Here is a 21,889-nt window from a genome sequence, read left to right as displayed (position 1 = left end):
CCTTAGTTCACCCACACGCGAGCGTTGCGGAACATACGCATCCAGGCGCCGTCTTCGTTCCACTCTTCCGGGCGCCACGAGTTCTGCACGCCACGGAATACACGCTCCGGGTGCGGCATCATGATGGTGACGCGACCGTCGCGACTGGTGAGGCCGGTGATCCCGCGCGGCGAGCCGTTCGGGTTGGCCGGGTAGCTTTCGGTGACCTTGCCGTGGTTGTCGACGAAACGCATGGCCACGCAACCGGACACATCGGCTTCGAGCAGGGCTTCTTCGCTGGCGAACTCGGCATGGCCTTCACCGTGGGCGATGGCGATCGGCATGCGCGAACCGGCCATGCCTTGCAGGAAGATCGAGTTGGATTCCTGCACCTGCACCATGGCCACACGGGCTTCGAACTGCTCGGAACGGTTACGCACAAAGTGCGGCCAGAACTCGCTGCCCGGGATCAGTTCGTGGAGGTTGGACATCATCTGGCAACCGTTGCACACGCCCAGGGTGAAGCTGTCGTTGCGCTCGAAGAAGCCCTGGAACGCATCGCGGGCACGGCTGTTGAACAGGGCCGACTTGGCCCAGCCTTCACCGGCACCCAGCACGTCGCCGTAGGAGAAACCACCGCAGGCCACCAGGCCTTTGAACTCGTTGAGGTCGACGCGACCGGCGAGGATATCGCTCATGTGTACGTCGATCGCATTGAAGCCGGCGCGGTCGAACGCCGCTGCCATTTCCACCTGGCCGTTGACGCCCTGCTCACGCAACACCGCCACTTGTGGACGGATGCCTTTCTTGATGTACGGCGCGGCGATGTCCTGGTTGACGTCGAAGCTGAGCTTGATGCTCAGGCCCGGGTTGTCTTCTTCCAGGATCGCGTCGAATTCCTGCTCGGCGCAGTCGGCGTTGTCGCGCAGGCGCTGGATCTGGTAGCTGGTCTCGGCCCACTGGCGTTGCAGCAGGCGGCGCTGGCCTTCGAACACGGTGTCGCCGTTGAAGACGATGTCGATCTGGCCGCTGTTGATCGGCTGGCCGATCACCGCCACGCAGTCGCCCAGGCCAGCGGCGCTGAATTGTGCGAGTACGTTAGGTGTTGCGTCCTGGCGCACCTGGATCACTGCGCCGAGTTCTTCGTTGAACAGGATGCCGTTGATCTCGCAAGCGTCTTCGGCAACGCTGTCGAGCACCAGGTTCAGGCCGCAGTGACCGGCGAAGGCCATCTCGACCACACTGGTCAACAGACCACCGTCGGAACGGTCGTGGTAGGCCAGCAGGTGGCCGTCGGCGTTGAGGCCCTGGATCACCGCGAAGAAGGCTTTGAGGTCTTCGGCGTCATCGACGTCCGGCGCGTGTTTGCCGAGCTTGCCGTGGGTTTGCGCGAGGATCGAGGCGCCCATGCGGTTCTGACCACGGCCCAGGTCGATCAGGATCAGATCGGTGGTGCCCTTGTCCATGCGCAGTTGCGGGGTCAGGGTCTGGCGGATGTCGGTAACCGGCGCAAAACCGGTGACGATCAGCGACAGCGGCGAGGTGACGCTCTTGTCCACGCCTTCGTCGTTCCAACGGGTGGCCATGGACATCGAGTCCTTGCCCACCGGAATGGTGATCCCCAGTTCCGGGCACAGTTCCATGCCGACAGCCTTGACGGTGTCGTACAGGCGCGCGTCTTCGCCAGGATGACCGGCGGCGGACATCCAGTTGGCCGACAGTTTGATGTCGGACAATTTACCGATGCGCGACGCAGCGATGTTGGTCAGGGTTTCACCGATGGCCATGCGGCCCGACGCCGGGGCGTCCAGCAGGGCCAGCGGCGTGCGCTCGCCCATGGCCATGGCTTCACCGGTGTAGACGTCGAAGCTGGTGGCGGTGACGGCAACGTCGGCCACCGGTACCTGCCATGGGCCGACCATTTGGTCACGGGCCACCAGGCCGGTGATGGTGCGGTCGCCGATGGTGATCAGGAAGCTTTTGCTCGCCACGGCCGGGTGATGCAGCACGCGTTCGATGCTGTCGGCCAGGTCGAGCGCGCTTGGGTCGAAATCATCGCCCAGTTCGGCTTCACGTACCGCCGAGCGGTGCATGCGCGGGGCTTTGCCCAGCAGCACTTCGAGCGGCATGTCCACCGGGCTGTTGCCGAAGTGGCTGTCGGTAACGGTCAGTTGCGGTTCGGCAGTGGCTTCGCCGACCACGGCAAACGGGCAGCGCTCGCGTTCGCAGATGGCCTGGAAGCGCGCGAAGTCGTCGGCACCGACGGCCAGCACGTAACGTTCCTGGGATTCGTTGCTCCAGATTTCGTGCGGGGCCATGCCCGGCTCGTCGTTTGGAATGTTGCGCAGTTCGAAACGGCCACCGCGGTCGCCGTCGTTGACCAGTTCCGGGAAGGCGTTGGACAGACCGCCGGCGCCGACGTCATGGATGAAGCTGATCGGGTTCTTGTCACCCAACTGCCAGCAACGGTCGATGACTTCCTGGCAGCGACGCTCCATCTCTGGGTTTTCGCGCTGTACCGAAGCGAAGTCCAGGTCCGCCGAGCTGGTGCCGGTGGCCATGGACGAGGCCGCGCCGCCGCCGAGGCCGATCAGCATCGCCGGGCCGCCGAGCACGATCAGCTTGGAGCCGACCAGGATCTCGCCTTTCTTGACGTGTTCTTCACGGATGTTGCCCATGCCGCCGGCCAACATGATCGGCTTGTGGTAGCCGCGCACTTCGTCGCCACGCGGGGTGGTGATGGACTGCTCGAACGTACGGAAGTAACCGGTCAGCGCCGGACGGCCGAATTCGTTGTTGAACGCGGCGCCGCCCAGCGGGCCTTCGATCATGATGTCCAGCGCGGTGACGATGCGCTCAGGCTTGCCGTAGGGCACTTCCCACGGCTGTTCGAAGCCCGGGATCTGCAGGTTCGACACGGTGAAGCCGGTCAGGCCCGCCTTGGGCTTGGCGCCACGGCCGGTGGCGCCTTCGTCGCGGATCTCGCCGCCGGAACCGGTGGCTGCGCCCGGGAACGGGGCAATCGCGGTCGGGTGGTTGTGGGTCTCGACTTTCATCAGGATGTGCACCGGCTCCTGCACCGCGCCGTACTGGCGGGTTTCAGGGTCCGGGAAGAAACGGCCGGCGACGCTGCCGACGATCACCGAGGCGTTGTCCTTATAAGCCGACAGAACGCCTTCGCTGTGCATCACGTAGGTGTTCTTGATCATGCCGAACAGGCTTTTTTCCTGGCTTTCGCCGTCGATGTCCCAACTGGCGTTGAAGATCTTGTGACGGCAGTGCTCGGAGTTCGCCTGGGCGAACATCATCAGTTCGATGTCGTGGGGGTTGCGTTTCAAGCCGATGAAGGCGTTGACCAAGTAGTCGATCTCGTCTTCGGCCAGGGCCAGGCCCAGTTCGGTGTTGGCTTTCTCGAGGGCGGCGCGGCCACCGCCGAGCACGTCGATCGCGGTGAGCGGCTTGGGCGCGGCGTGGCTGAACAGGCCGACGGCCTGTTCCAATTGGCCGACGATGATCTGGGTCATGCGGTCGTGCAGGCTGCTGGCGATCAGCTCGGCCTCAGCCTCGCTGAACTGCCCGGCGACATAGAAGGCGATGCCGCGTTCCAGGCGCTGGATTTTTTCCAGGCCGCAGTTACGGGCGATATCGCTGGCCTTGCTCGACCAGGGCGAAATGGTGCCGAACCGTGGCAGAACCAGGAACAAGCGGCCGGTCGGCTCTTGAACGGGAACGCTTGGGCCGTACTTCAGAAGGCGTGCCAGCACTTGCTGTTCGTCGGCGGTCAAGACGCCGGTCACGTCGGCGAAATGAGCAAATTCAGCATACAAGCCTGTAACCGCTGGAACCTTCTGGCTCAGTTGCTCAAGGAGTTTGCTGTGGCGAAAGGCAGAAAGGGCAGGAGCGCCGCGCAGGATCAACATCTTCGGGACAGCCTCGGGAAGGGGTGTGCTTTGAGGCCGTGCATTCTAGCGTAAACCATCGTCAACGGCACCCGAAACGGCACGGGTGGCCGCTGCCGGACGTCAGTTGGCACGGTTTGCGCCGTATCGGGGCGTTATCCCAGGCATTGGGCGCAGTTATTTTAACCGTCACAATCGTTCGCCAAGCCACGTTTCTGCGGGCTGCAGCCCAGTTTGGCGGGCGCTAGCAGACAAGTCCCCCGCTGTCGAGATATGGCGCCGTGGGCCGTTTGCGTATACTGCGCAGATGTTCTCACCAACTGCTTTGCGCCCGCGATGTGCCAGATGGCTCATCGCAACCGGACTCTTCCTGATGCTCAGCGCCTGTGTTGATAAACCCAGCACGCTCGAGCGAATCAAGGAGGATGGCGTATTGCGGGTGATTACCCGGAACAGCCCCGCCACGTATTTCCAGGACCGCAACGGTGAAACCGGTTTCGAATACGAACTGGTCAAGCGTTTTGCCGACGACCTGGGCGTGAAGCTGGAAATCGAGACCGCCGACAACCTCGACGACCTGTTCGGCCAGTTGGGCAAACCCAACGGCCCGGTCCTGGCTGCCGCCGGCCTGGTCAGCAGCGAGCAACGCCTCAAGCAGGTACGTTTCTCCCACCCGTACCTGGAAGTGACCCCGCAGATCATCTACCGCAACGGCCAGTCGCGCCCCACCAACGCGGCGGACCTGGCCGGCAAGAAGATCATGGTGCTCAAGGGCAGCACCCACGCCGAACAATTGGCGGAGTTGAAAAAGCAGAATCCCGCGATCGAATACGAAGAATCCGACGCCGTCGAGGTGGTCGATCTGTTGCGCATGGTCGATGAAGGCCAGATCGACCTGACCCTGGTGGACTCCAACGAAGTCGCGATGAACCAGGTGTATTTCCCCAACGTGCGCGTGGCGTTCGACCTTGGCAACGCCAGCCACCAGAGCTGGGCCGTGGCCGCAGGCGAAGACAACAGCCTGCTCAACGAGGTCAACAGTTACCTGGACAAGGTCGACAAGAACGGCACCTTGCAGCGTCTGAAAGATCGCTACTACGGGCACGTCGATGTACTCGGCTACATGGGCGCCTACACCTTTGCCCAGCACCTGCAGCAGCGCCTGCCCAAGTACGAGAAGCACTTCAAGGCCTACGCCAAGGAAGAAAAAGTCGACTGGCGCCTGCTGGCCGCCATCGGCTACCAGGAATCACTCTGGCAACCGACGGTCACTTCCAAGACCGGCGTGCGCGGCCTGATGATGCTGACCCAGAACACCGCCCAGGCCATGGGCGTGTCCAACCGTCTGGACGCCAGGCAAAGCATCATGGGCGGCGCGAAGTACCTGGCCAAGATCAAGGATGAGCTGGACGACGACATCGCCGAGCCGGATCGCACCTGGTTCGCCCTGGCCGCCTACAACGTGGGCACCGGGCACCTGGACGACGCGCGCATTCTGGCGAAGAAGGACGGCCTGAACCCGAACAAGTGGCTGGACGTGAAGAAAATGCTACCGCGCCTGGCGCAGAAGCAGTGGTACAGCAAGACCCGCTACGGCTACGCACGGGGCGGCGAACCGGTGCACTTTGTGGCGAACATCCGACGCTACTACGACATCCTCACGTGGGTGACCCAGCCACAACTGGAAGGCAACCAAGTGGTGGAAGGCAAGCTGCATGTGCCGGGCGTGAACAAGACCAAGCCGCCGGAAGAGAACCCGCAGTTGTAGACGCTGCAGCCCGCGCAACCACCTGCGCCGCCAAGGTTCCTGCCAGAAAGCACACCCGCCACAGGGCCATGCTCATGAGCAAATACAGCCAGATCTATGACGACCTGCTTGCCAACATCACCACCGAACGCCTGCAACGCGGCGCACGCCTTCCTTCTGAAACCCAATTGATCGACCGCTACCAGGCCAGCCGCGGCACCGTGCGCCGGGCCATCGAGCAATTGCAAGAGCGCGGGTTTGCGCAAAAGATCCATGGCAAAGGCACCTTCGTGCTGTCACCTGCCCCGCTCGACTTTCAACTGAGCGGCCTCGTCAACGGCCAGGAAACCCACACCGATCCGAACAATGACATACGCAACCAAGTGGTCGAACTCACCCACTTCGCCCTCGAAGGTCCGTTGCTGCAACACCTCGAAGCCGAGCCCGGCACGCTGATCACTCGCATCAAACGGATACGATATATCGCCGGCAAACGGGCGATCCTCGACATCAATCACTTCGTCTCCAGCCTGATCCCAGGCCTGGACCCCAACCTCTCTGATCAGTCGGTCTACGCGTTTCTCGAGCAGCCCCTGCAACTGCCGATCAACTATGCCCAGCGCACCATCGCAGCCCAGCTCTGCAATAACGATGACCAGGCGCACCTGGACCTGGACGGGCAAAGCCATGTGATCGTGGTGACCACCCAGACGCTTTTACACAATGGGCGACAGTTCGAGTACAGCGAGTCGCGACATACATTGGACACGTTCCACTTCTGCGACATCGTTCGACGCTAACTATCTAACGCTTCGCCGCCCACCCTCCCCGGCATGCTTTTTCTCCCTAGCCCCAGGAGATTCCCATGCCGATTACCGATACATCCCCCGCCGCCCAACGCCAGCTCAAAGCCCTGGCGCCGGTTGTGCTCGAGACGTGCCCGAACATGCAGGCGATGGCGACCGACACGGCCCGCGAGATCCTCGCCAAACATGATCTGGCCGGCCTGGACCCGCAACAGGTGTACTGGCACCGGTTCAAGGCGGGCGAAAGCGATGGCCGCGCATTTACCGGCTGGATTCACAACGACAAGCCGCTGGAATCCATGACCTTGCCGCAACTGGTTATTCACCGTTTCAGCCTGCACGACCAGGACAACGCCGACCTGCTCGACGGTGACGGCGGCTTCTACAGCGTAGGCCCCGAAGCGCGGCTTTTCGATCACAACAACGAGGTGCGCCTGTCCGCCAGAGCGGTGCTCAACGACTTTTGGGACATCAACTTCAGCGACCGTTATGCCACGCGCATGCACCGTTTCTGGAGCAGCCATCAGGATGACTTTCGCACACTGTGCAAGGTCAACTTCCTCGCCAACGCTCTGCAAGCCCGGCAGGACGGACAGTTGACCGCCGCGCAGTTCCAGACGGTCATCAACGCCGTCGCCAGCGACCTGACCTGGCCACCGACCTTACCCAACCTACACGCCGAAGCGCCCGCCACCACCGGCCTGAGGTTGGCGGCGCTGGACATCGGCGGGCATGTCGCCAGCGATATCCTGCGCATCATTGACCGCGACGATCGGCAAATCCTCTATGTGCCCGGCGACGCCCAGGCCTTCCACTGCTTCGACACACCGGCCGACCTGCACTTCTGGCTCCTGTGCCAAACCAACCACCCGCAAAACCGGGCGCGGTTCATGACCCACTTCCCCCTCTCGGCACAAATCCAACAGGACGATACCGACGCCGTGACCTGGAAACAGATGCTGGTGACGCCGTTGCTGATTTACCGCACCGCCCAAGCCCTGACCGGCACGCTGCCGCCGGACTGGGTGGACAAGGGGCTCAATGCCTGTATCGATCAACTGTTCGTGACTTGGGGCCAATGGAATCACCACCTGATCAATCAGGCGGATCAGTCCATCGACGGCGATGCATTTAGCTGGCTGGCCCAGTCCAGCAAGGCGCGTATGCAGAATGACGCTGACTTCTGCCTGCACAGCAACGGCGATCTGCGCAAGAAATTGTGGATCGGCTACCTGAACGCCTTCAGTAAAGTCTTCGGTCCGATGGCCGTGGTCGGCGGGCCGGTGGCCCTGGTGGTGATCGGCGCCAGCGCGGCCAACCTGGGACTCAATATCGACCAGGCCATCAACGGCAAAACCCCGGCTGAACGCCGCGCGGGCGTGCAGGGCGCGGTCTTCAGCGCCATCGACACCCTGTTCAACCTGAGCTTGCTGAAAGCCGATGGGGTATTGCCGGATGTCACCGAGGCCTCGGACAGTGTCGCCGAGGTTTGCGTGAACGCCCCGAAGCCGCTCGATATACAGCCGAACAGGATTGCACCGGAACCCGTGCAGCCAATCGACGTGCCGGCCCACTACGCGACCAACCTGATCCTTGAAGGTGAAACCCTCAATACCACGCCCGGAAAGTTCTTCCAGGTCTATACCCTGAAAACCTCGAACGGCCTGCCTCAACACGCAATCATGATGAACGACCAGGCCTACTACGTGCGTTATGAAAACAACCTCAACGGCCCGAGCCACTGGTCCATCGTCGATCCGGCCAACCCCAACGGCTTCTCAGGCGCGGTGCCGGTACGCGTGAACCCGATGGATCAATGGGAGCCCCTGTCCGGCGCAAGAGGCCTGAAGGGCGGAGGGGTCAATGCCAGCAAAGCAGCCAAGGCCACTGCCGGGCCTTCGACATCGAGCGCCATTAGCCGGGTGACCACGCAGTTCGACACCCCTCCCTCACTACGCCGCACGTTGAAGAAATGGGCGCTCGACATCCTCGAAACCCATATCGAGGCCCGCTTCCTGAACGTCGACCGCTTTACTCACTACTTCGGCCGCACCCATGACCAGTTACTGCAAGCCGCCAAAACGTTCTATCGAGACCTGTCTTGGCCACGCTTGCCGCAGCGGCCGAGTATTCCAGCGCTTGAACCGTCCACCTCGTTCGCCGAATTGATCGAACGCCTGCCCGAAACCCTGCCGGGCCTGGTCATCGGCGAAACCCTGGACCGCATCACCAGCACGCGCCTGATCATGGAAAACATACCGCTGCTCGCGCGCAAAGGCGTCAAAACCCTGTACATGCAGCGCTTGCTCAACGACTTTGCCCAGGACGACCTGAATCACTATTTCCAGAGCGGGGTAATGTCCGAAGACCTGCAAGACAGCTTGAACGCAATGGGCACCGACCCCGCCGGGCAATTCAACAAACTGCAACTGATCAAAACCGCCAGGAGCCACGGCATTCGCGTCCAGGCTCTCGACTGCGCCGCCCGCTACAAATACCCCGACCCTCTCATCGCGCGTACCGAACAAATGACCAGGAACTACCTGGCCCACAGCCTTTTCAGCACCGACCAAGCCCTCAACGGAGGGGGTAAATGGCTGATCCTGACGGCGCCCGCCAGCACCAACACGTTCAGAGAAGTGGCCGGTCTCAGCGAATTGGAAGGCGGGATCGGGCTGCGTATCGAGGAGGTGTACCCAGGGCAAGGCAACGACCTACGAATAGACCCCGGCACCCCGGTCGATTACGACTCGGTCATGCAGAGCGAAGGGATAAGCAATACCTTTGAAACACTGCACGCCGACCTACGCATACAGGTCGAAGCGCCGCCCGTGCAACGCACTGAACTGCAAAATCGGCGCCTGCTGTTTCGCAAGGGCATGTACCTGATCGACGAAACCGAAGGCACCTACACGCTCTTCCACCGCAGCCGCGACCAAGGCATCGTCATGACCCCCATCACGCACCTGGCCGACGGCAGCTACGTCATCGAACGCCCCACCTGGCCACTGGTGCACCAAGTGCACTTCCCCTCGCTGGACCAACTGTCCTCAGCCATCACCAACACCGGGCTGAGCCTGCAAAGCCGGTTGCCGCGCTGAGGCGTTGAGCGGACGAAAAAAAACCTGGCATCGGCCAGGTTTTTTTCACGGGCTAAGTGCCGTGTTTATTCCCACTCAATCGTCGCCGGCGGCTTGCTCGACACGTCATACGTCACGCGCGAAATCCCTTCGATCTCATTGATGATGCGGCCGCTGACAGTTTCCAGCAGTTCGTACGGCAGGTGCGCCCAGCGGGCGGTCATGAAGTCGATGGTCTCTACGGCACGCAGGGCCACGACCCACGCGTAACGGCGGCCATCGCCTACAACGCCCACGGATTTCACCGGTTGGAACACCACGAACGCCTGGCTGACCTTGTGGTACCAGTCGGCCTTGCGCAGTTCTTCGATGAAGATGTGGTCGGCGCGACGCAGCAGGTCGGCGTATTCCTTCTTCACTTCACCGAGGATACGCACGCCCAGGCCCGGGCCCGGGAATGGGTGGCGGTAGACCATGTCGTACGGCAGGCCCAGTTCCAGGCCCAGACGGCGGACTTCGTCCTTGAACAGCTCGCGCAGCGGTTCGACCAGCTTGAGGTTCATTTCATCAGGCAGGCCACCCACGTTGTGGTGGGACTTGATCACGTGAGCCTTGCCGCTCTTGGCGCCGGCCGACTCGATCACGTCGGGGTAGATGGTGCCCTGGGCGAGGTACTTGATGTTGTCCAGTTTGTTGGACTGGGCATCGAAGACGTCGATGAAGGTGCGGCCGATGATCTTGCGCTTTTTCTCCGGGTCGGACTCGCCGGCCAGGTTGTTCAAGAACTGATCTTCAGCGTTGGCGCGGATCACCTTGACGCCCATGTTCTCGGCGAACATGGCCATCACTTGCTCGCCTTCGTGCAGGCGCAGCAGGCCGTTGTCGACGAACACGCAGGTCAACTGGTCGCCGATGGCCTTGTGCAGCAGCGCGGCAACCACGGAGGAGTCAACGCCACCGGACAGGCCGAGCAGCACGTTGTCGGTACCGACTTGTGCACGGACCTGGGCGATGGCGTCTTCAGCGATTTTCGACGGGGTCCACAGGGCTTCACAGCCGCAGATGTCGAGGATGAAACGCGACAGGATGCGCCCGCCTTGCTTGGTGTGGGTCACTTCCGGGTGGAACTGCACGCCGTAGTAGCGACGATCATCGTTGAACATGCCGGCGATCGGGCAGCTCGGGGTGCTGGCCAGGATGTGGAAGTCCTGCGGCATCTTGGTGACTTTGTCACCGTGGCTCATCCACACGTCGAGGCCGAACAGGCCATCGGCGTCGACGTGGTCTTCGATGCCGTCGAGCAGGCGGCTCTTGCCGACCACGTCGACACGGGCGTAACCGAATTCACGCAGTTCGGAACCTTCAACCTTGCCGCCCAGTTGTTCGGCCATGGTCTGCATGCCGTAGCAGATACCGAAGACGGGCACGCCCAGGTCGAATACGGCTTGCGGGCAACGCGGGCTGTCGGCTTCGTGCACGGACTCCGGGCCACCGGCGAGGATGACGCCTTTCGGTGCGAATTCGCGGATCGCTTCGTCGTCCATGTCGAACGGGTGCAGTTCGCAGTACACGCCGATTTCACGCACGCGGCGAGCGATCAGTTGGGTGTACTGGGAACCGAAATCGAGGATCAGGATGCGGTGGGCGTGAATGTCGAGGGCCATGAGATCAGTCTCGTCTAATGAATCAGAAACAACTCGGGGCTGAAAAAGACAGCCCCGGTTACTTAACTATGTGCTGGAAGCCTCAACCTACGCGGTAGTTTGGCGCTTCCTTGGTGATCTGCACGTCGTGAACGTGGGATTCGGCCATGCCGGCGCCGGTGATCCGCACGAACTCTGGCTTGGTGCGCATTTCGTCGATGTTGGCGCTGCCGGTGTAGCCCATCGAGGAACGCAGGCCGCCCATCAGTTGATGGATGATGGCGCTCAGGGTGCCCTTGTACGGCACACGGCCTTCGATGCCTTCCGGTACGAGCTTCTCGGCGCCTGCCGAGGAGTCCTGGAAGTAACGGTCGGAGGAACCTTGCGCCTGGGACATGGCGCCCAGCGAACCCATGCCGCGGTAAGCCTTGTACGAACGGCCCTGGAACAGTTCGATCTCGCCCGGCGCTTCTTCGGTACCGGCGAACATCGAGCCCATCATCACGCAGGAAGCACCGGCGACGATGGCCTTGGACAGGTCACCGGAGAAGCGGATGCCGCCGTCGGCGATCAACGGCACGCCCGTGCCTTCAAGGGCCTCGGCGACGTTGGCGATGGCGCTGATTTGCGGCACGCCCACGCCGGCGACGATACGGGTGGTGCAGATCGAGCCAGGGCCGATACCGACCTTGACCGCATCCGCGCCTGCTTCGGCCAGGGCCTTGGCGGCAGCGCCGGTGGCGATGTTGCCGCCGATCACTTGCACTTCAGGGAAATTCTGTTTGACCCAGCGCACGCGCTCGATCACGCCTTTGGAGTGACCGTGGGCGGTGTCGACCACCACCACGTCCACACCGGCCGCGACCAGGGCCGCGACGCGATCACCGGTGTCTTTACCGGTACCGACGGCGGCGCCGACGCGCAGACGACCTTGGTCATCCTTGCTGGCCAGCGGGTAAGCCTTGGCTTTTTCGATGTCGTTGACGGTCATCATGCCCTTGAGGGCGAATTTGTCATCGACGATCAGCACGCGCTCAATGCGGTGCTTGTGCAGCAGTTCGCGCACATCGTTCTTGTCGGCGCCTTCCTTGACCGTGACCAGACGCTCTTTAGGCGTCATCACTTCGCGGACGGTGACTTCAAGACGGTTCTCGAAACGCACGTCACGGGAGGTGACGATGCCGACCAGGTCGCCATCGTGCAGCACCGGAACGCCGGAGATGTTGTGCAGGCGGGTCAGTTCGAACAGATCGCGTACGGTGGCGTCGGCGTCGATGGTGATCGGATCTTTCACCACACCGGCTTCGTAACGCTTGACCTTGCGCACTTCGGCAGCTTGCTGCTCGACGGTCATGTTCTTGTGGATGATACCGATGCCGCCTTCCTGAGCCATGGCAATGGCCAGACGGGCTTCGGTGACGGTGTCCATGGCAGCGGAAACCAGGGGAATATTCAGCTCGATGCCACGGGTTAGGCGGGTCTTGAGACTGACTTCGTTAGGAAGCACCTCGGAATAACCGGGCACTAGGAGAATGTCGTCGAATGTCAGAGCTTCTTGGCTGATACGCAGCATCGCGGGGGCTCCCGAGCGGGAAAATGGAAGCGCGCCATTATACTCAGACACCCCTCAGGTCTCAATGTAAAACTCTGACAAACTTGGTAATACTGACAGAAGGGGAAAACCCCACGCTTTTCTGTAGGAGCGAGCTTGCTCGCGAAGAACGCACAGGCCCCGCGTATGACCAGACAGCCCTCGTTATCGTTGACGTTCTTCGCGAGCAAGCTAGCGCCTGCAGTGAATCGTATGGGCGGCCTACAGTTCGACTTTGACCCAACTGATCTTCTGGTCCAGCCAATCGGCAAACTCGTCGATAAAGCTCTGCTTGAACCCCGCCTCTGCCCAGTTGTTGAAGATGAATCCGAGGTTGGAAAACCCGCATTCCTGCAGGAACAGAAACCCATTGATGTCATCTTCATGCCCACACAGCGGGCAGGTGAAGTTGTCGGTGTGGCCGGGCATCCAGTCTTCCAGGCTTTCGAACAGCGCTTCGCCGACTTCCTTGAGGCATTCCGGGCAGCCGGCTTCTTCGAGAAAGCCCTTGGCCGGTGTATAGATGCAGCGCTTGTAGATGATCTCAAGGCCGTTGACCGGTTCGTTGAACGGCAACGCCTCAGGGTGCAGCACCACGGCGCGGGCACCATCGGCCAGGGCATAGCCCATGCGATTGCCGGTGCGCCCGCATGTGGTCAGTTCTTCCTTGACGATGTTCTTGCGCACCAGCCAGCGCACGATCGCCCGGGCGCGGGGTTCATGGACCGGCAAGGTGGAGATTTTCGGGACAAGGATGCTTTGGGAATTCATGGGGCCTGAGAGTCCTGCGGTGTAGCGTCTGGCGCTTTCGCGAGCAAGCCCGCGCCCACATTCGACCGCGATCCTGCAGGATAAATGCGCTCAACGATGGGAGCGGGCTTGCTCGCGAAGAGGCCCTGAAGGCTGGCAGCTTAATCCCTGAATAAATCAGGTCAAGTACTCAAGTACCGTCCGATCAACGCAATGCCACTGGCCAACACCAACCACGTCACCAACCGCACAAAAGCCTCGCGGGACATGCGCAGCGTCAACCGGCGCCCGCACCAAAGCCCCAGGGCCATCGCCGGCAGCAGGCACAACGCCAGCAGCAGCAACGGCACGTCGGCATACACCCCGGCAATCAGAAACAGGCTCAGGCGCACCACCGTGCTGCAACTGATCAGCGCACTTTGGGTGGCCCGCGCCGCCTCCTTGGGCAAGCGGCTGTTGAGGTAGATCGCATATAAAAAGCCGCCGCTGCCGAACAACGCACCAAACAAACCACCGACGGTGCCCATGGGAATCGACCAGCCCGCCGCCAACTGCGCTGGCCGGGCCTTCACCGCCAAGGTGTAAATCGCGTAGGCACTGATGAACAGCCCCATCAACAACAGCAGCAGGTCCGAATGCAGGTTGAGCAAAAACACCACGCCCAGGGTGCAGCCGATCGCCATGCACGGCAGCAGTCGCAACAGCTCCGGCTTGTCCACATCCCGTCGCGATTGCAGGAGGTTGCCAAATGCTGCGACAAAATCCAGCAGCACCAGCAGCGGGATGATCTTCGACAACGGCATAAACAGGATCAGCACCGGCCCGGCCACCAGCGCCGTACCAAAGCCGGCGATGCCGAACACCACGTAAGCCACGACGACACCCAGGCCGATCACCAGCCAATCCACACCGCCAAACGACCACTGACTCATCAACTCAACCGGGTCCATGGATAATTCCTTGTATAGAGATGGCCATCACTTTAGCCATCGGCGAGGGTTGCGACTAATATCTTCAAAGCCCTCCACCTATCTCGAAAAGGCATGACGCGTGATTTCTACCCGCCAACTGCGCTACTTCGTCGAAATCGCCGACAGCGGCAGCTTCAGTGCCGCCGCCGAGCGCCTGTTTGTCGCGCAATCGGCCCTGAGCCGACAGATCAAGGAACTGGAAACCCAACTGCAAACCCCATTGTTCGAGCGCACCGCCCGCCAGCCAAGGTTGACGGCCGCCGGCGAAGCCTTTTACCCACGGGCGCGCAACCTGCTGAGTGAACTGCACAAGGCCAGCGAAATGGCGACGCAAGTGGGTAACGGCCAAGTCGGCACCCTACGCTTGAGTCATTCGAGCACCGTACCGATGAGCGGCCCGTTGCTGCGCGGCATCAGCACCTGGCTGGCGCGTTGCCCCGGCGTATCGATGGATATCGTCAAACTGTCCTCCGAAGCCCAACTGGAGGACATCGCCGACGGGCGCCTGGATGTCGGCCTGTTGCGTCTGCCGGTGTTGCGCCAGCGCGAAGGCGTGCGCGTGCAGCCTTTATATAGCGAGCGACTGTTGCTGGCGGTGCCACCGAAGCATGCGCTGGCCCGCAGCGACACGCCGGTGGAACTGGCAAGGCTCAAGGACGAGGCGTTTATCTCGATCCCCCATCCCCAGCGTGGCGGCCTGAGTTATCTGTCAGCGGAGTTGTGCATGCGCGCCGGATTTTTCCCCAAGGCTGCACGAGTGATGTCGCGCAAGACCACGCAATTGCAGTTGATCCAGGCCGGCTTCGGTATTGCCTTGTTACCAAAGTCCATGCAGGACATCGCCCCCGCGAATCTGCACTTTTTGCCCCTGGCCGACCCGGACTGCCTAAGTACCGTGGCCCTGGCCTGCGCGCAGGTGCCAAGCGCGCTGGTGGAGCAATTCTGTCAAACCTTGCGCGAATGCCTATAAACTGCCGCCCATGATTAAAGATCCCTCGCCATGATTAAAGATCCGTTCGCCCGCCTGGGCCTGGACCGCGAAGTCCTGACTGTCAGCCAACTCAACGGCCGTGCGCGGGTGCTGCTAGAAGACGTGTTCACCAATATCTGGGTCGAAGGCGAGATCTCCAACCTCGCCCGCCCGGCCTCCGGTCACGTGTATTTCACCCTCAAGGACAGCGGCGCCCAGGTGCGTTGCGCGTTGTTTCGCAACAACGCCGCGCGGGTGCGCCAGGCTTTGAAAGACGGCCTTGCCGTGAAAGTGCGTGGCAAGGTCTCGCTGTTCGAGGGCCGTGGCGACTACCAGTTGATCCTCGACACCGTGGAGCCGGCCGGCGACGGCGCGTTGCGCCTGGCCTTTGATGCCTTGAAGGAAAAGCTCAGCGCCGAGGGCCTGTTCAGTGCCGAGCGCAAGGTGCCGCTGCCGGCCCATCCGCAACGCATCGGCATCATCAGCTCGCCCACCGGTGCGGTGATCCGCGACATCATCAGCGTGTTCCGCCGCCGTGCGCCGCAGGTGCAATTGACGCTGATCCCCACCGCCGTGCAAGGCCGCGAAGCGATCCCGCAGATTGTGCGGGCGCTGAAGCTGGCGGATGCTCGTGGCTTCGACGCGCTGATCCTCGCCCGTGGCGGCGGTTCGCTGGAAGACCTCTGGTGCTTCAACGAAGAAGCCGTGGCCCGTGCGGTGGACGCCTGCGTCACGCCGATCGTCAGTGCCGTGGGGCATGAGACCGATGTGTCCATCTGCGATTTCGTCGCCGACGTCCGCGCGCCCACCCCTTCCGCTGCGGCCGAATTGCTCGCACCGGACGCCAGCAACCTGGTGCGCCAGGTCGAGAGCCTGCATCGCCGCCTGGTGATGCTGATGCGCAATCGCCTGAGCCACGACCGCCTGCGCCTGGAAGGCATGGCCCGCCGCCTGCGCCACCCTGGCGAGCGTCTGCGCCAGCAGGCCCAACGCCTGGATGACCTGGACATGCGCCTGCGCCGCGCCTTCGAGCGCAGCCTCAACACCCGGCGCGAACGCTTGATCCGCCTGGAAACCCGCCTCGCCGGCCAACACCCCGGTCGCCAACTGGCCCTGTTGCGCCAGCGCCTGGACAGCCTTGCCGAACGCCTGCCCCGCGCCATGCGCGAAGGCCTCAAGGCGCGCCGCCTGCAACTGCAAAGCCAGGTGCAGACGCTACAGGTGGTCAGCCCCCTGGCCACGCTGGGCCGTGGCTACAGCATCCTGCTGGACGAGCGCGGCCAGGCCATTCGCAACGCCGCGCAAACCCACACCGGCCAACGCCTGACCGCGCGCCTCGGTGAAGGCCAATTGCAAGTGCGAGTGGAAGATAACCACCTGACACCCGTCACCCTTTCGTTATTGGATTGATCGATGCCCCGTCTCTTTAGTGTGTTGATGCTGCTGTGCCTCGCCGTTAACGCCCACGCCGACAGCTACATCACCCGCACCCTGAACAAACCGGTACCGGGCGGTGTGGCCGTGGTCGAACTGGGCCCTTCTGCCACGGCGCCGAAAGCCACCTACCAAGGCAAGCCGGTGCTGGTGGTGAAAGAGCAGGACAACTGGCTGGCGATCGTCGGCATTCCGCTGACCCTCAAGCCGGGCAACGAGCGCATCAGCAGCGGCGGACGCAGCCTGCCGTTTATCGTCGGGTACAAGCAATACCCGGAACAGCGCATCACCTTGAAGAACAAAAGCCAGGTCAACCCGGCGCCGGCACAGCTCAAGCGCATCGAGGCGGAGCTGGCGGTGCAGATCAAGGCTTACCGCAGCTTCAGCCCGAACCTGCCGAGCAACCTGGTGCTGGACAAACCCGTGAACGGGCCGCTGTCGAGCAAGTTCGGTGTGCGCCGCTTCTTCAACGGTGAAGAGCGCAATCCCCATTCGGGCCTGGACTTTGCCGTACCGGCGGGCACGCCGATCAAGACGCCGGCGAATGGCAAGGTGATCCTGGTCGGTAACTACTTCTTCAACGGCAACACCGTGTTCGTCGACCATGGCCAGGGCTTTATCAGCATGTTCTGCCATATGTCGAAGATCGACGTAACCGTGGGCCAGCAACTGGCGCGCGGGGCGGTGGTGGGCAAGGTCGGCTCGACGGGCCGCGCGACCGGACCGCACATGCACTGGAACGTCAGCCTCAACGACGCCCGCGTGGACCCGGCGATCTTCATCGGCGCGTTCCAGCCTTGATGACCGCGATTGCGCGCCGGATAACTGGCGCGCAATTAAAACAAGCCCATCGACATATACCCACCATAAAATCTCGTCTCCACCGCAAATAGCAGAACTTATCTCAATTTTTCTCGACTACTTGCCATCTTTCACCCCGGCGGTTAGGGTTGAGCTTATGAAAACATCTCACACCCTCATTCAGCTCCGCCAGCACCGCAGCCTGTGCCTCGTCAGCGCACGACTGCCAGGCTGAATCGATCTGCCTCGTCCCCCGCTTCATACCCAATAACAGTTCTACGGCAGGCCGCCTTTTTTCGGCCCCTACAACAAAGGATTTCCCGATGAGCATGCTCAAAGACCCGTCTTCGAAGTACCGCGCGTTCCCGACCATCGATATCCCGGACCGCACCTGGCCGTCGAAAACCATCACCAGCGCGCCGATCTGGTGCAGCTCCGACCTGCGCGATGGCAACCAGTCGCTGATCGAACCCATGGATGCGGTGAAAAAACTGCGTTTCTGGAAGACCCTGGTCGCCGTCGGCGTGAAGGAAATCGAAGCCTCGTTCCCGGCCGCCTCGCAAACCGACTTCGACTTCGTGCGCACCCTGATCGAAGACAACCACATCCCCGAGGACACCACCATCCAGGTGCTGACCCAGGGCCGTGAAGACTTGATCGCACGCACCTTCGAATCCCTGCGCGGCGCCAAAAAGGCCATCGTGCACCTGTACAACGCCACCTCGCCGTCCTTCCGCCGTATCGTGTTCAATCAGGACAAGGAAGGCGTCAAGGCCATCGCGGTCAACGCGGCCAAGCTGTTCGTCAAATACGCCGCCCAGCAGCCGGAAACCCAGTGGACCTTCGAATATTCCCCGGAGACGTTCAGCGCGACCGAGCTGGAGTTCGCCAAGGAAGTGTGTGACGCGGTGATCGAGGTGTGGAACCCGACGCCTGAGCACAAGGTGATCCTCAACCTGCCTGCCACCGTTGAGTGCGCCACCCCGAACATTTATGCCGACCAGATCGAGTGGTTCGGTCGCCATATCAACCGTCGCGACAGCGTGATCATCAGCCTGCACACCCACAACGACCGTGGCACCGGCGTCGCGGCCACCGAGCTGGGCCTGATGGCCGGCGCGGATCGCGTCGAAGGCTGCCTGTTCGGCAACGGCGAGCGTACCGGTAACGTCGACCTGGTGACCGTCGCACTGAACCTCTACACCCAGGGCGTGAACCCTGAGCTGGACTTCTCCGACATCGACGGCGTGCGCAAAGTCGTCGAGGAGTGCAACCAGATCCAGGTGCACCCACGTCACCCGTACGTCGGCGACCTGGTACACACCGCGTTCTCCGGCTCCCACCAGGACGCGATCCGCAAGGGCTTCGCCCAGCAGAAACCCGACGCACTGTGGGAAGTGCCGTACTTGCCGATCGACCCGGCCGATATCGGTCGCAGCTACGAAGCGGTGATCCGCGTGAACAGCCAGTCGGGCAAAGGCGGTATCGCCTACCTGCTGGAGCAGGAATACGACATCAGCTTGCCGCGCCGCATGCAGATCGAATTCAGCCAGGTAGTCCAGGCCGAAACCGACCGCGTGGGCCTGGAGATGACCGCCGCGCAGATCTACGCCTTGCTGCAGCGTGAATACCTGCAAGCCAACACTCCGTACGCGCTGGTCAGCCATCGCCTGCAGGAAGAAAACGGCAACAGCTTTGTCGAAGTGGAAGTCTCGGGCAAAGGCCAGGGCGAAACCAACCTGCACTGGAAAGGTAAAGGCAACGGCGCACTGGAAGCCCTGGTGGCCGGCCTGCCGGTGGCGGTCGAGATCATGGACTACAACGAACACGCCATCGGCGCGGGCACCAATGCCAAGGCGGCGGCCTACATCGAGCTGCGAGTGAACGGCGAACGTCCGGTGCATGGCGTGGGCATCGATGAAAACATCACCACCGCCAGCTTCAAGGCCCTGTTCAGCGCGCTGAACCGCTCGCTGAGCCAGTTGGAAGCGAAAGCGGCGTAAGCGTAACGCCGTAATACAAAAGGCTCCTGGATGAGAATCCAGGGGCCTTTTTATTTGAGGTGTATGGTGATTGGTCTGGCCCCATCGGGAGCAAGCCCCCTCCCACATTTGAATGTATTCAAAGATCAAAAATGTGGGAGGGGGCTTGCTCCCGATAGCGATATTCCCAACCACAAAAATCCATCAGACAAACTGGAAAGTATCGGCATCCAAATTCGCCGGAAACCGCGTGCGATACGCCGCCAGCTCCGCCGCGTCCAGGCACACCTGAAACACCCCGTCCGCCTCCCCCGCACTCAGCAGGCTCTCACCCTGGAAATCGAGCACCTGGCTATCCCCGGTATAGACAAAGCCCTTGCCATCCGTGCCCACCCGATTCACCGCCGCCACATAACACAGGTTCTCGATCGCCCGCGCCGGCAACAAGCGGTTCCAATGCTGACGCCGAGCACCCGGCCAGTTGGCGGTGTAGAGCAACAGGTCAGTGTCCTGGGCATCACGGCTCCACACAGGGAAGCGCAGGTCATAGCAAATCAACGGACGAATGCGCCAGCCCTTCAACTCAAACTGCACCTGGCGCTCGCCGGGGGTGTAGTACTCGTGCTCGCCCGCCATGCGGAACAGGTGGCGCTTGTCGTAATGCAGCACCTCGCCATCCGGCCGCACCCACAGCAGGCGGTTGCGGTGGCTGCCGTCGGCGGCCTGGATGATCACACTGCCGGTGATCACCGCACCGTACTTCGCCGCCTGGGCTTGCAACCAGCGCTGGGTCGGACCGTTTTCCGGCTCGGCGAGAGTTGCCGATTCCATGGAGAAACCGGTGGTGAACATCTCCGGCAGTATGATCAGGTCAGCGCCCCGGGCCTGCTCCAGCAACAGTTCAAAATGATCGAGGTTGGCCTGGCGGTCGTGCCACACCAGGGTGGTCTGGACCAGGGCGATGTTCAGGTTCGGCAATGCAGTCAGATCACGCATAGTTTTTCGGCTGCCTGTTGCAGCGTCTCCTCACGTTTGGCAAAGCACAGGCGCACCAGGCGCTGGCCTTGGGGTGGGTTCCGGTAGAACACCGACACAGGGATGGTCGCGACACCGTGTTCACGGGTCATCCACAGGGACATGGCGACGTCATCAAGGTCTGGGCGGATCTGAGAGTAGTCCACCAACTGGAAGTAAGTGCCGGTGACGCGGGTAAAGCTGAAACGCGACGGTGCCAGCAGGTCGCAGAACAGATCGCGCTTGGCCTGGTAGAAGGCTGGTAACTCGTCGATGTGTTCCGGGTGTTCGGCCATAAAGTCGGCCAATGCGAACTGCAACGGGGTGACGCCGCAGAAGTTCACGTATTGGTGCACCTTGCGCAGTTCAGCCGTCAGGGCCGGCGGTGCGACCACGTAGCCGGTCTTCCAGCCGGTCACGTGGTAGGTCTTGCCAAAGGAGCTGACCACGAAGGCGCGCTGATAGAGTTCTTCATGGGCCAGCACACTGACATGGGGTACACCGTCGAACACCAGGTGTTCATAGACCTCGTCACTGACCAGATAGATATCGCGGCCGCGGATCAAGGCCGCCAACAGGTCCAGCTCGGCGCGGCTGATCAGTGCGCCGGTGGGGTTGTGTGGGCTGTTGAGGATGATCATGCGCGTGCGCGGCGACAGCGCGGCCTGGATCTTTTCAAAGTCCAGGGCAAAACCGTCCAGGCTCAGTTGCACATGCACGCAGCGGCCACCGGCCAGCTCGACCGAAGGCTCGTAGCTGTCGTAGCACGGGTCGAACACGATGACCTCATCACCACTGCGAATCACGGCCTGGATCGCGCAGAAGATCGCGGCAGTGGCGCCAGGGGTGATGGTCACCTCGCTGTCGGGATTGACCGTTACACCGTAGCTGCGAGCGATCTTCGCCGCCACTTGCTGACGCAGGGCCGGCAGGCCGGTCATCGGCGCGTATTGGTTATGGCCGCTGGCAACGTGCTTGCCCACCGCATCGAGCAAAGCCTGGGGGCCATTGAAGTCGGGGAAACCCTGGGACAGATTGAGCGCGCCGGTTTCGGCAGCGAGTTGTGACATGGTGGTGAAAATGGTTGTGCCGACATTCGGCAGCTTGCTGGTGATCATCGATGGCCCCTGCAGGTGAGCCCCAAGTTTTAAGCTGCCTGCCGCATCGGGTCAAGGCACAAACCATCACGCACAAAAAAGGGCTCATCAAGAGCCCTTTTTAC

Annotated in this window: 14 protein-coding genes; 7 read left to right on the top strand and 7 right to left on the bottom strand. The window is 61.9% G+C overall.

The genetic code is table 11. From position 1 onward, the window contains the following. Positions 1–2: 2 nt before the first annotated feature. Complete coding sequence (purL, locus tag ACLH0J_RS09860) at positions 3–3,899, bottom strand: phosphoribosylformylglycinamidine synthase (RefSeq protein WP_411391820.1); 3,897 nt, start codon at positions 3,897–3,899, stop codon at positions 3–5. Between the two features lie 286 nt (positions 3,900–4,185). On the opposite strand from purL, the gene mltF reads away from it, so the two are divergent. From mltF to ACLH0J_RS09845, 3 genes are all read left to right on the top strand, one after another. After that, a complete protein-coding gene (gene mltF / locus ACLH0J_RS09855) occupies positions 4,186–5,646 on the top strand; it encodes a membrane-bound lytic murein transglycosylase MltF (RefSeq protein ID WP_411391819.1) in 1,461 nt (486 codons plus the stop codon). 74 nt (positions 5,647–5,720) lie between these two features. Next, complete coding sequence (treR, locus tag ACLH0J_RS09850; RefSeq protein WP_411391818.1) at positions 5,721–6,425, top strand: trehalose operon repressor; 705 nt, start codon at positions 5,721–5,723, stop codon at positions 6,423–6,425. Between the two features lie 65 nt (positions 6,426–6,490). Then, entirely contained in the window at positions 6,491–9,532 is a 3,042-nt protein-coding gene (locus tag ACLH0J_RS09845; protein WP_411391817.1) for a membrane-targeted effector domain-containing toxin, read from the top strand. 65 nt (positions 9,533–9,597) lie between these two features. Here ACLH0J_RS09845 and guaA read toward each other — a convergent pair whose 3' ends face one another. The 4 genes from guaA to ACLH0J_RS09825 all read right to left on the bottom strand — a co-directional run bounded on the left by guaA (position 9,598) and on the right by ACLH0J_RS09825 (position 14,445). After that, complete coding sequence (gene guaA, locus ACLH0J_RS09840) at positions 9,598–11,175, bottom strand: glutamine-hydrolyzing GMP synthase (RefSeq protein ID WP_411391816.1); 1,578 nt, start codon at positions 11,173–11,175, stop codon at positions 9,598–9,600. Positions 11,176–11,257: 82 nt separating this feature from the next. Further along, positions 11,258–12,727: an IMP dehydrogenase gene (gene guaB, locus ACLH0J_RS09835; RefSeq protein ID WP_411391815.1), complete on the bottom strand. Its 1,470-nt coding sequence runs from the start codon at positions 12,725–12,727 to the stop codon at positions 11,258–11,260. Positions 12,728–12,967: 240 nt separating this feature from the next. Continuing rightward, entirely contained in the window at positions 12,968–13,516 is a 549-nt protein-coding gene (locus ACLH0J_RS09830) for a sugar ABC transporter ATPase (protein ID WP_411391814.1), read from the bottom strand. Positions 13,517–13,677: 161 nt separating this feature from the next. Further along, positions 13,678–14,445: a sulfite exporter TauE/SafE family protein gene (locus ACLH0J_RS09825; RefSeq protein WP_411391813.1), complete on the bottom strand. Its 768-nt coding sequence runs from the start codon at positions 14,443–14,445 to the stop codon at positions 13,678–13,680. Between the two features lie 100 nt (positions 14,446–14,545). Between ACLH0J_RS09825 and ACLH0J_RS09820 the strand changes: the two genes are divergently transcribed. The 4 genes from ACLH0J_RS09820 (at position 14,546) to leuA (ending at position 19,674) form a co-directional block, all read left to right on the top strand. Then, positions 14,546–15,436 (top strand): LysR family transcriptional regulator, encoded by an 891-nt coding sequence (locus ACLH0J_RS09820; protein ID WP_411391812.1) that lies wholly within the window; start codon positions 14,546–14,548, stop codon positions 15,434–15,436. A gap of 30 nt (positions 15,437–15,466) precedes the next feature. Next, entirely contained in the window at positions 15,467–16,846 is a 1,380-nt protein-coding gene (xseA, locus tag ACLH0J_RS09815; RefSeq protein ID WP_411391811.1) for an exodeoxyribonuclease VII large subunit, read from the top strand. 3 nt (positions 16,847–16,849) lie between these two features. Beyond that, complete coding sequence (locus tag ACLH0J_RS09810) at positions 16,850–17,671, top strand: peptidoglycan DD-metalloendopeptidase family protein (RefSeq protein WP_411391810.1); 822 nt, start codon at positions 16,850–16,852, stop codon at positions 17,669–17,671. A gap of 323 nt (positions 17,672–17,994) precedes the next feature. After that, positions 17,995–19,674: a 2-isopropylmalate synthase gene (gene leuA, locus ACLH0J_RS09805; protein ID WP_411391809.1), complete on the top strand. Its 1,680-nt coding sequence runs from the start codon at positions 17,995–17,997 to the stop codon at positions 19,672–19,674. A 183-nt stretch (positions 19,675–19,857) separates the two neighbouring features. Here leuA and ACLH0J_RS09800 read toward each other — a convergent pair whose 3' ends face one another. Both ACLH0J_RS09800 and ACLH0J_RS09795 read right to left on the bottom strand, forming a co-directional pair. Beyond that, positions 19,858–20,649: an amidohydrolase gene (locus tag ACLH0J_RS09800; protein WP_411391808.1), complete on the bottom strand. Its 792-nt coding sequence runs from the start codon at positions 20,647–20,649 to the stop codon at positions 19,858–19,860. Continuing rightward, positions 20,637–21,785 carry a pyridoxal phosphate-dependent aminotransferase gene (locus ACLH0J_RS09795; protein ID WP_411391807.1) on the bottom strand — a complete coding sequence of 383 codons (1,149 nt, stop codon included), beginning with the start codon at positions 21,783–21,785 and terminating at the stop codon, positions 20,637–20,639. Before ACLH0J_RS09795 ends, ACLH0J_RS09800 begins: the two co-directional genes overlap by 13 nt. Positions 21,786–21,889 lie beyond the last annotated feature (104 nt).

Origin of the sequence: Pseudomonas sp. MPB23, from assembly GCF_046605395.1 — a bacterium.
Taxonomy (GTDB): domain Bacteria; phylum Pseudomonadota; class Gammaproteobacteria; order Pseudomonadales; family Pseudomonadaceae; genus Aquipseudomonas.
Note: the sequence above shows the minus strand (reverse complement) of the source record. Positions and strands in the feature narration are given on the sequence as shown.

Excerpts from the sequence above, each read along its gene's own strand:
- purL (WP_411391820.1), bottom strand. The coding sequence starts at position 3,899 with ATGTTGATCCTGCGCGGCGCTCCTGCCCTTTCTGCCTTTCGCCACAGC.
- mltF (WP_411391819.1), top strand. The coding sequence starts at position 4,186 with ATGTTCTCACCAACTGCTTTGCGCCCGCGATGTGCCAGATGGCTCATC.
- treR (WP_411391818.1), top strand. The coding sequence starts at position 5,721 with ATGAGCAAATACAGCCAGATCTATGACGACCTGCTTGCCAACATCACC.
- ACLH0J_RS09845 (WP_411391817.1), top strand. The coding sequence starts at position 6,491 with ATGCCGATTACCGATACATCCCCCGCCGCCCAACGCCAGCTCAAAGCC.
- guaA (WP_411391816.1), bottom strand. The coding sequence starts at position 11,175 with ATGGCCCTCGACATTCACGCCCACCGCATCCTGATCCTCGATTTCGGT.
- guaB (WP_411391815.1), bottom strand. The coding sequence starts at position 12,727 with ATGCTGCGTATCAGCCAAGAAGCTCTGACATTCGACGACATTCTCCTA.
- ACLH0J_RS09830 (WP_411391814.1), bottom strand. The coding sequence starts at position 13,516 with ATGAATTCCCAAAGCATCCTTGTCCCGAAAATCTCCACCTTGCCGGTC.
- ACLH0J_RS09825 (WP_411391813.1), bottom strand. The coding sequence starts at position 14,445 with ATGGACCCGGTTGAGTTGATGAGTCAGTGGTCGTTTGGCGGTGTGGAT.
- xseA (WP_411391811.1), top strand. The coding sequence starts at position 15,467 with ATGATTAAAGATCCGTTCGCCCGCCTGGGCCTGGACCGCGAAGTCCTG.
- ACLH0J_RS09810 (WP_411391810.1), top strand. The coding sequence starts at position 16,850 with ATGCCCCGTCTCTTTAGTGTGTTGATGCTGCTGTGCCTCGCCGTTAAC.
- leuA (WP_411391809.1), top strand. The coding sequence starts at position 17,995 with ATGAGCATGCTCAAAGACCCGTCTTCGAAGTACCGCGCGTTCCCGACC.
- ACLH0J_RS09800 (WP_411391808.1), bottom strand. The coding sequence starts at position 20,649 with ATGCGTGATCTGACTGCATTGCCGAACCTGAACATCGCCCTGGTCCAG.
- ACLH0J_RS09795 (WP_411391807.1), bottom strand. The coding sequence starts at position 21,785 with ATGATCACCAGCAAGCTGCCGAATGTCGGCACAACCATTTTCACCACC.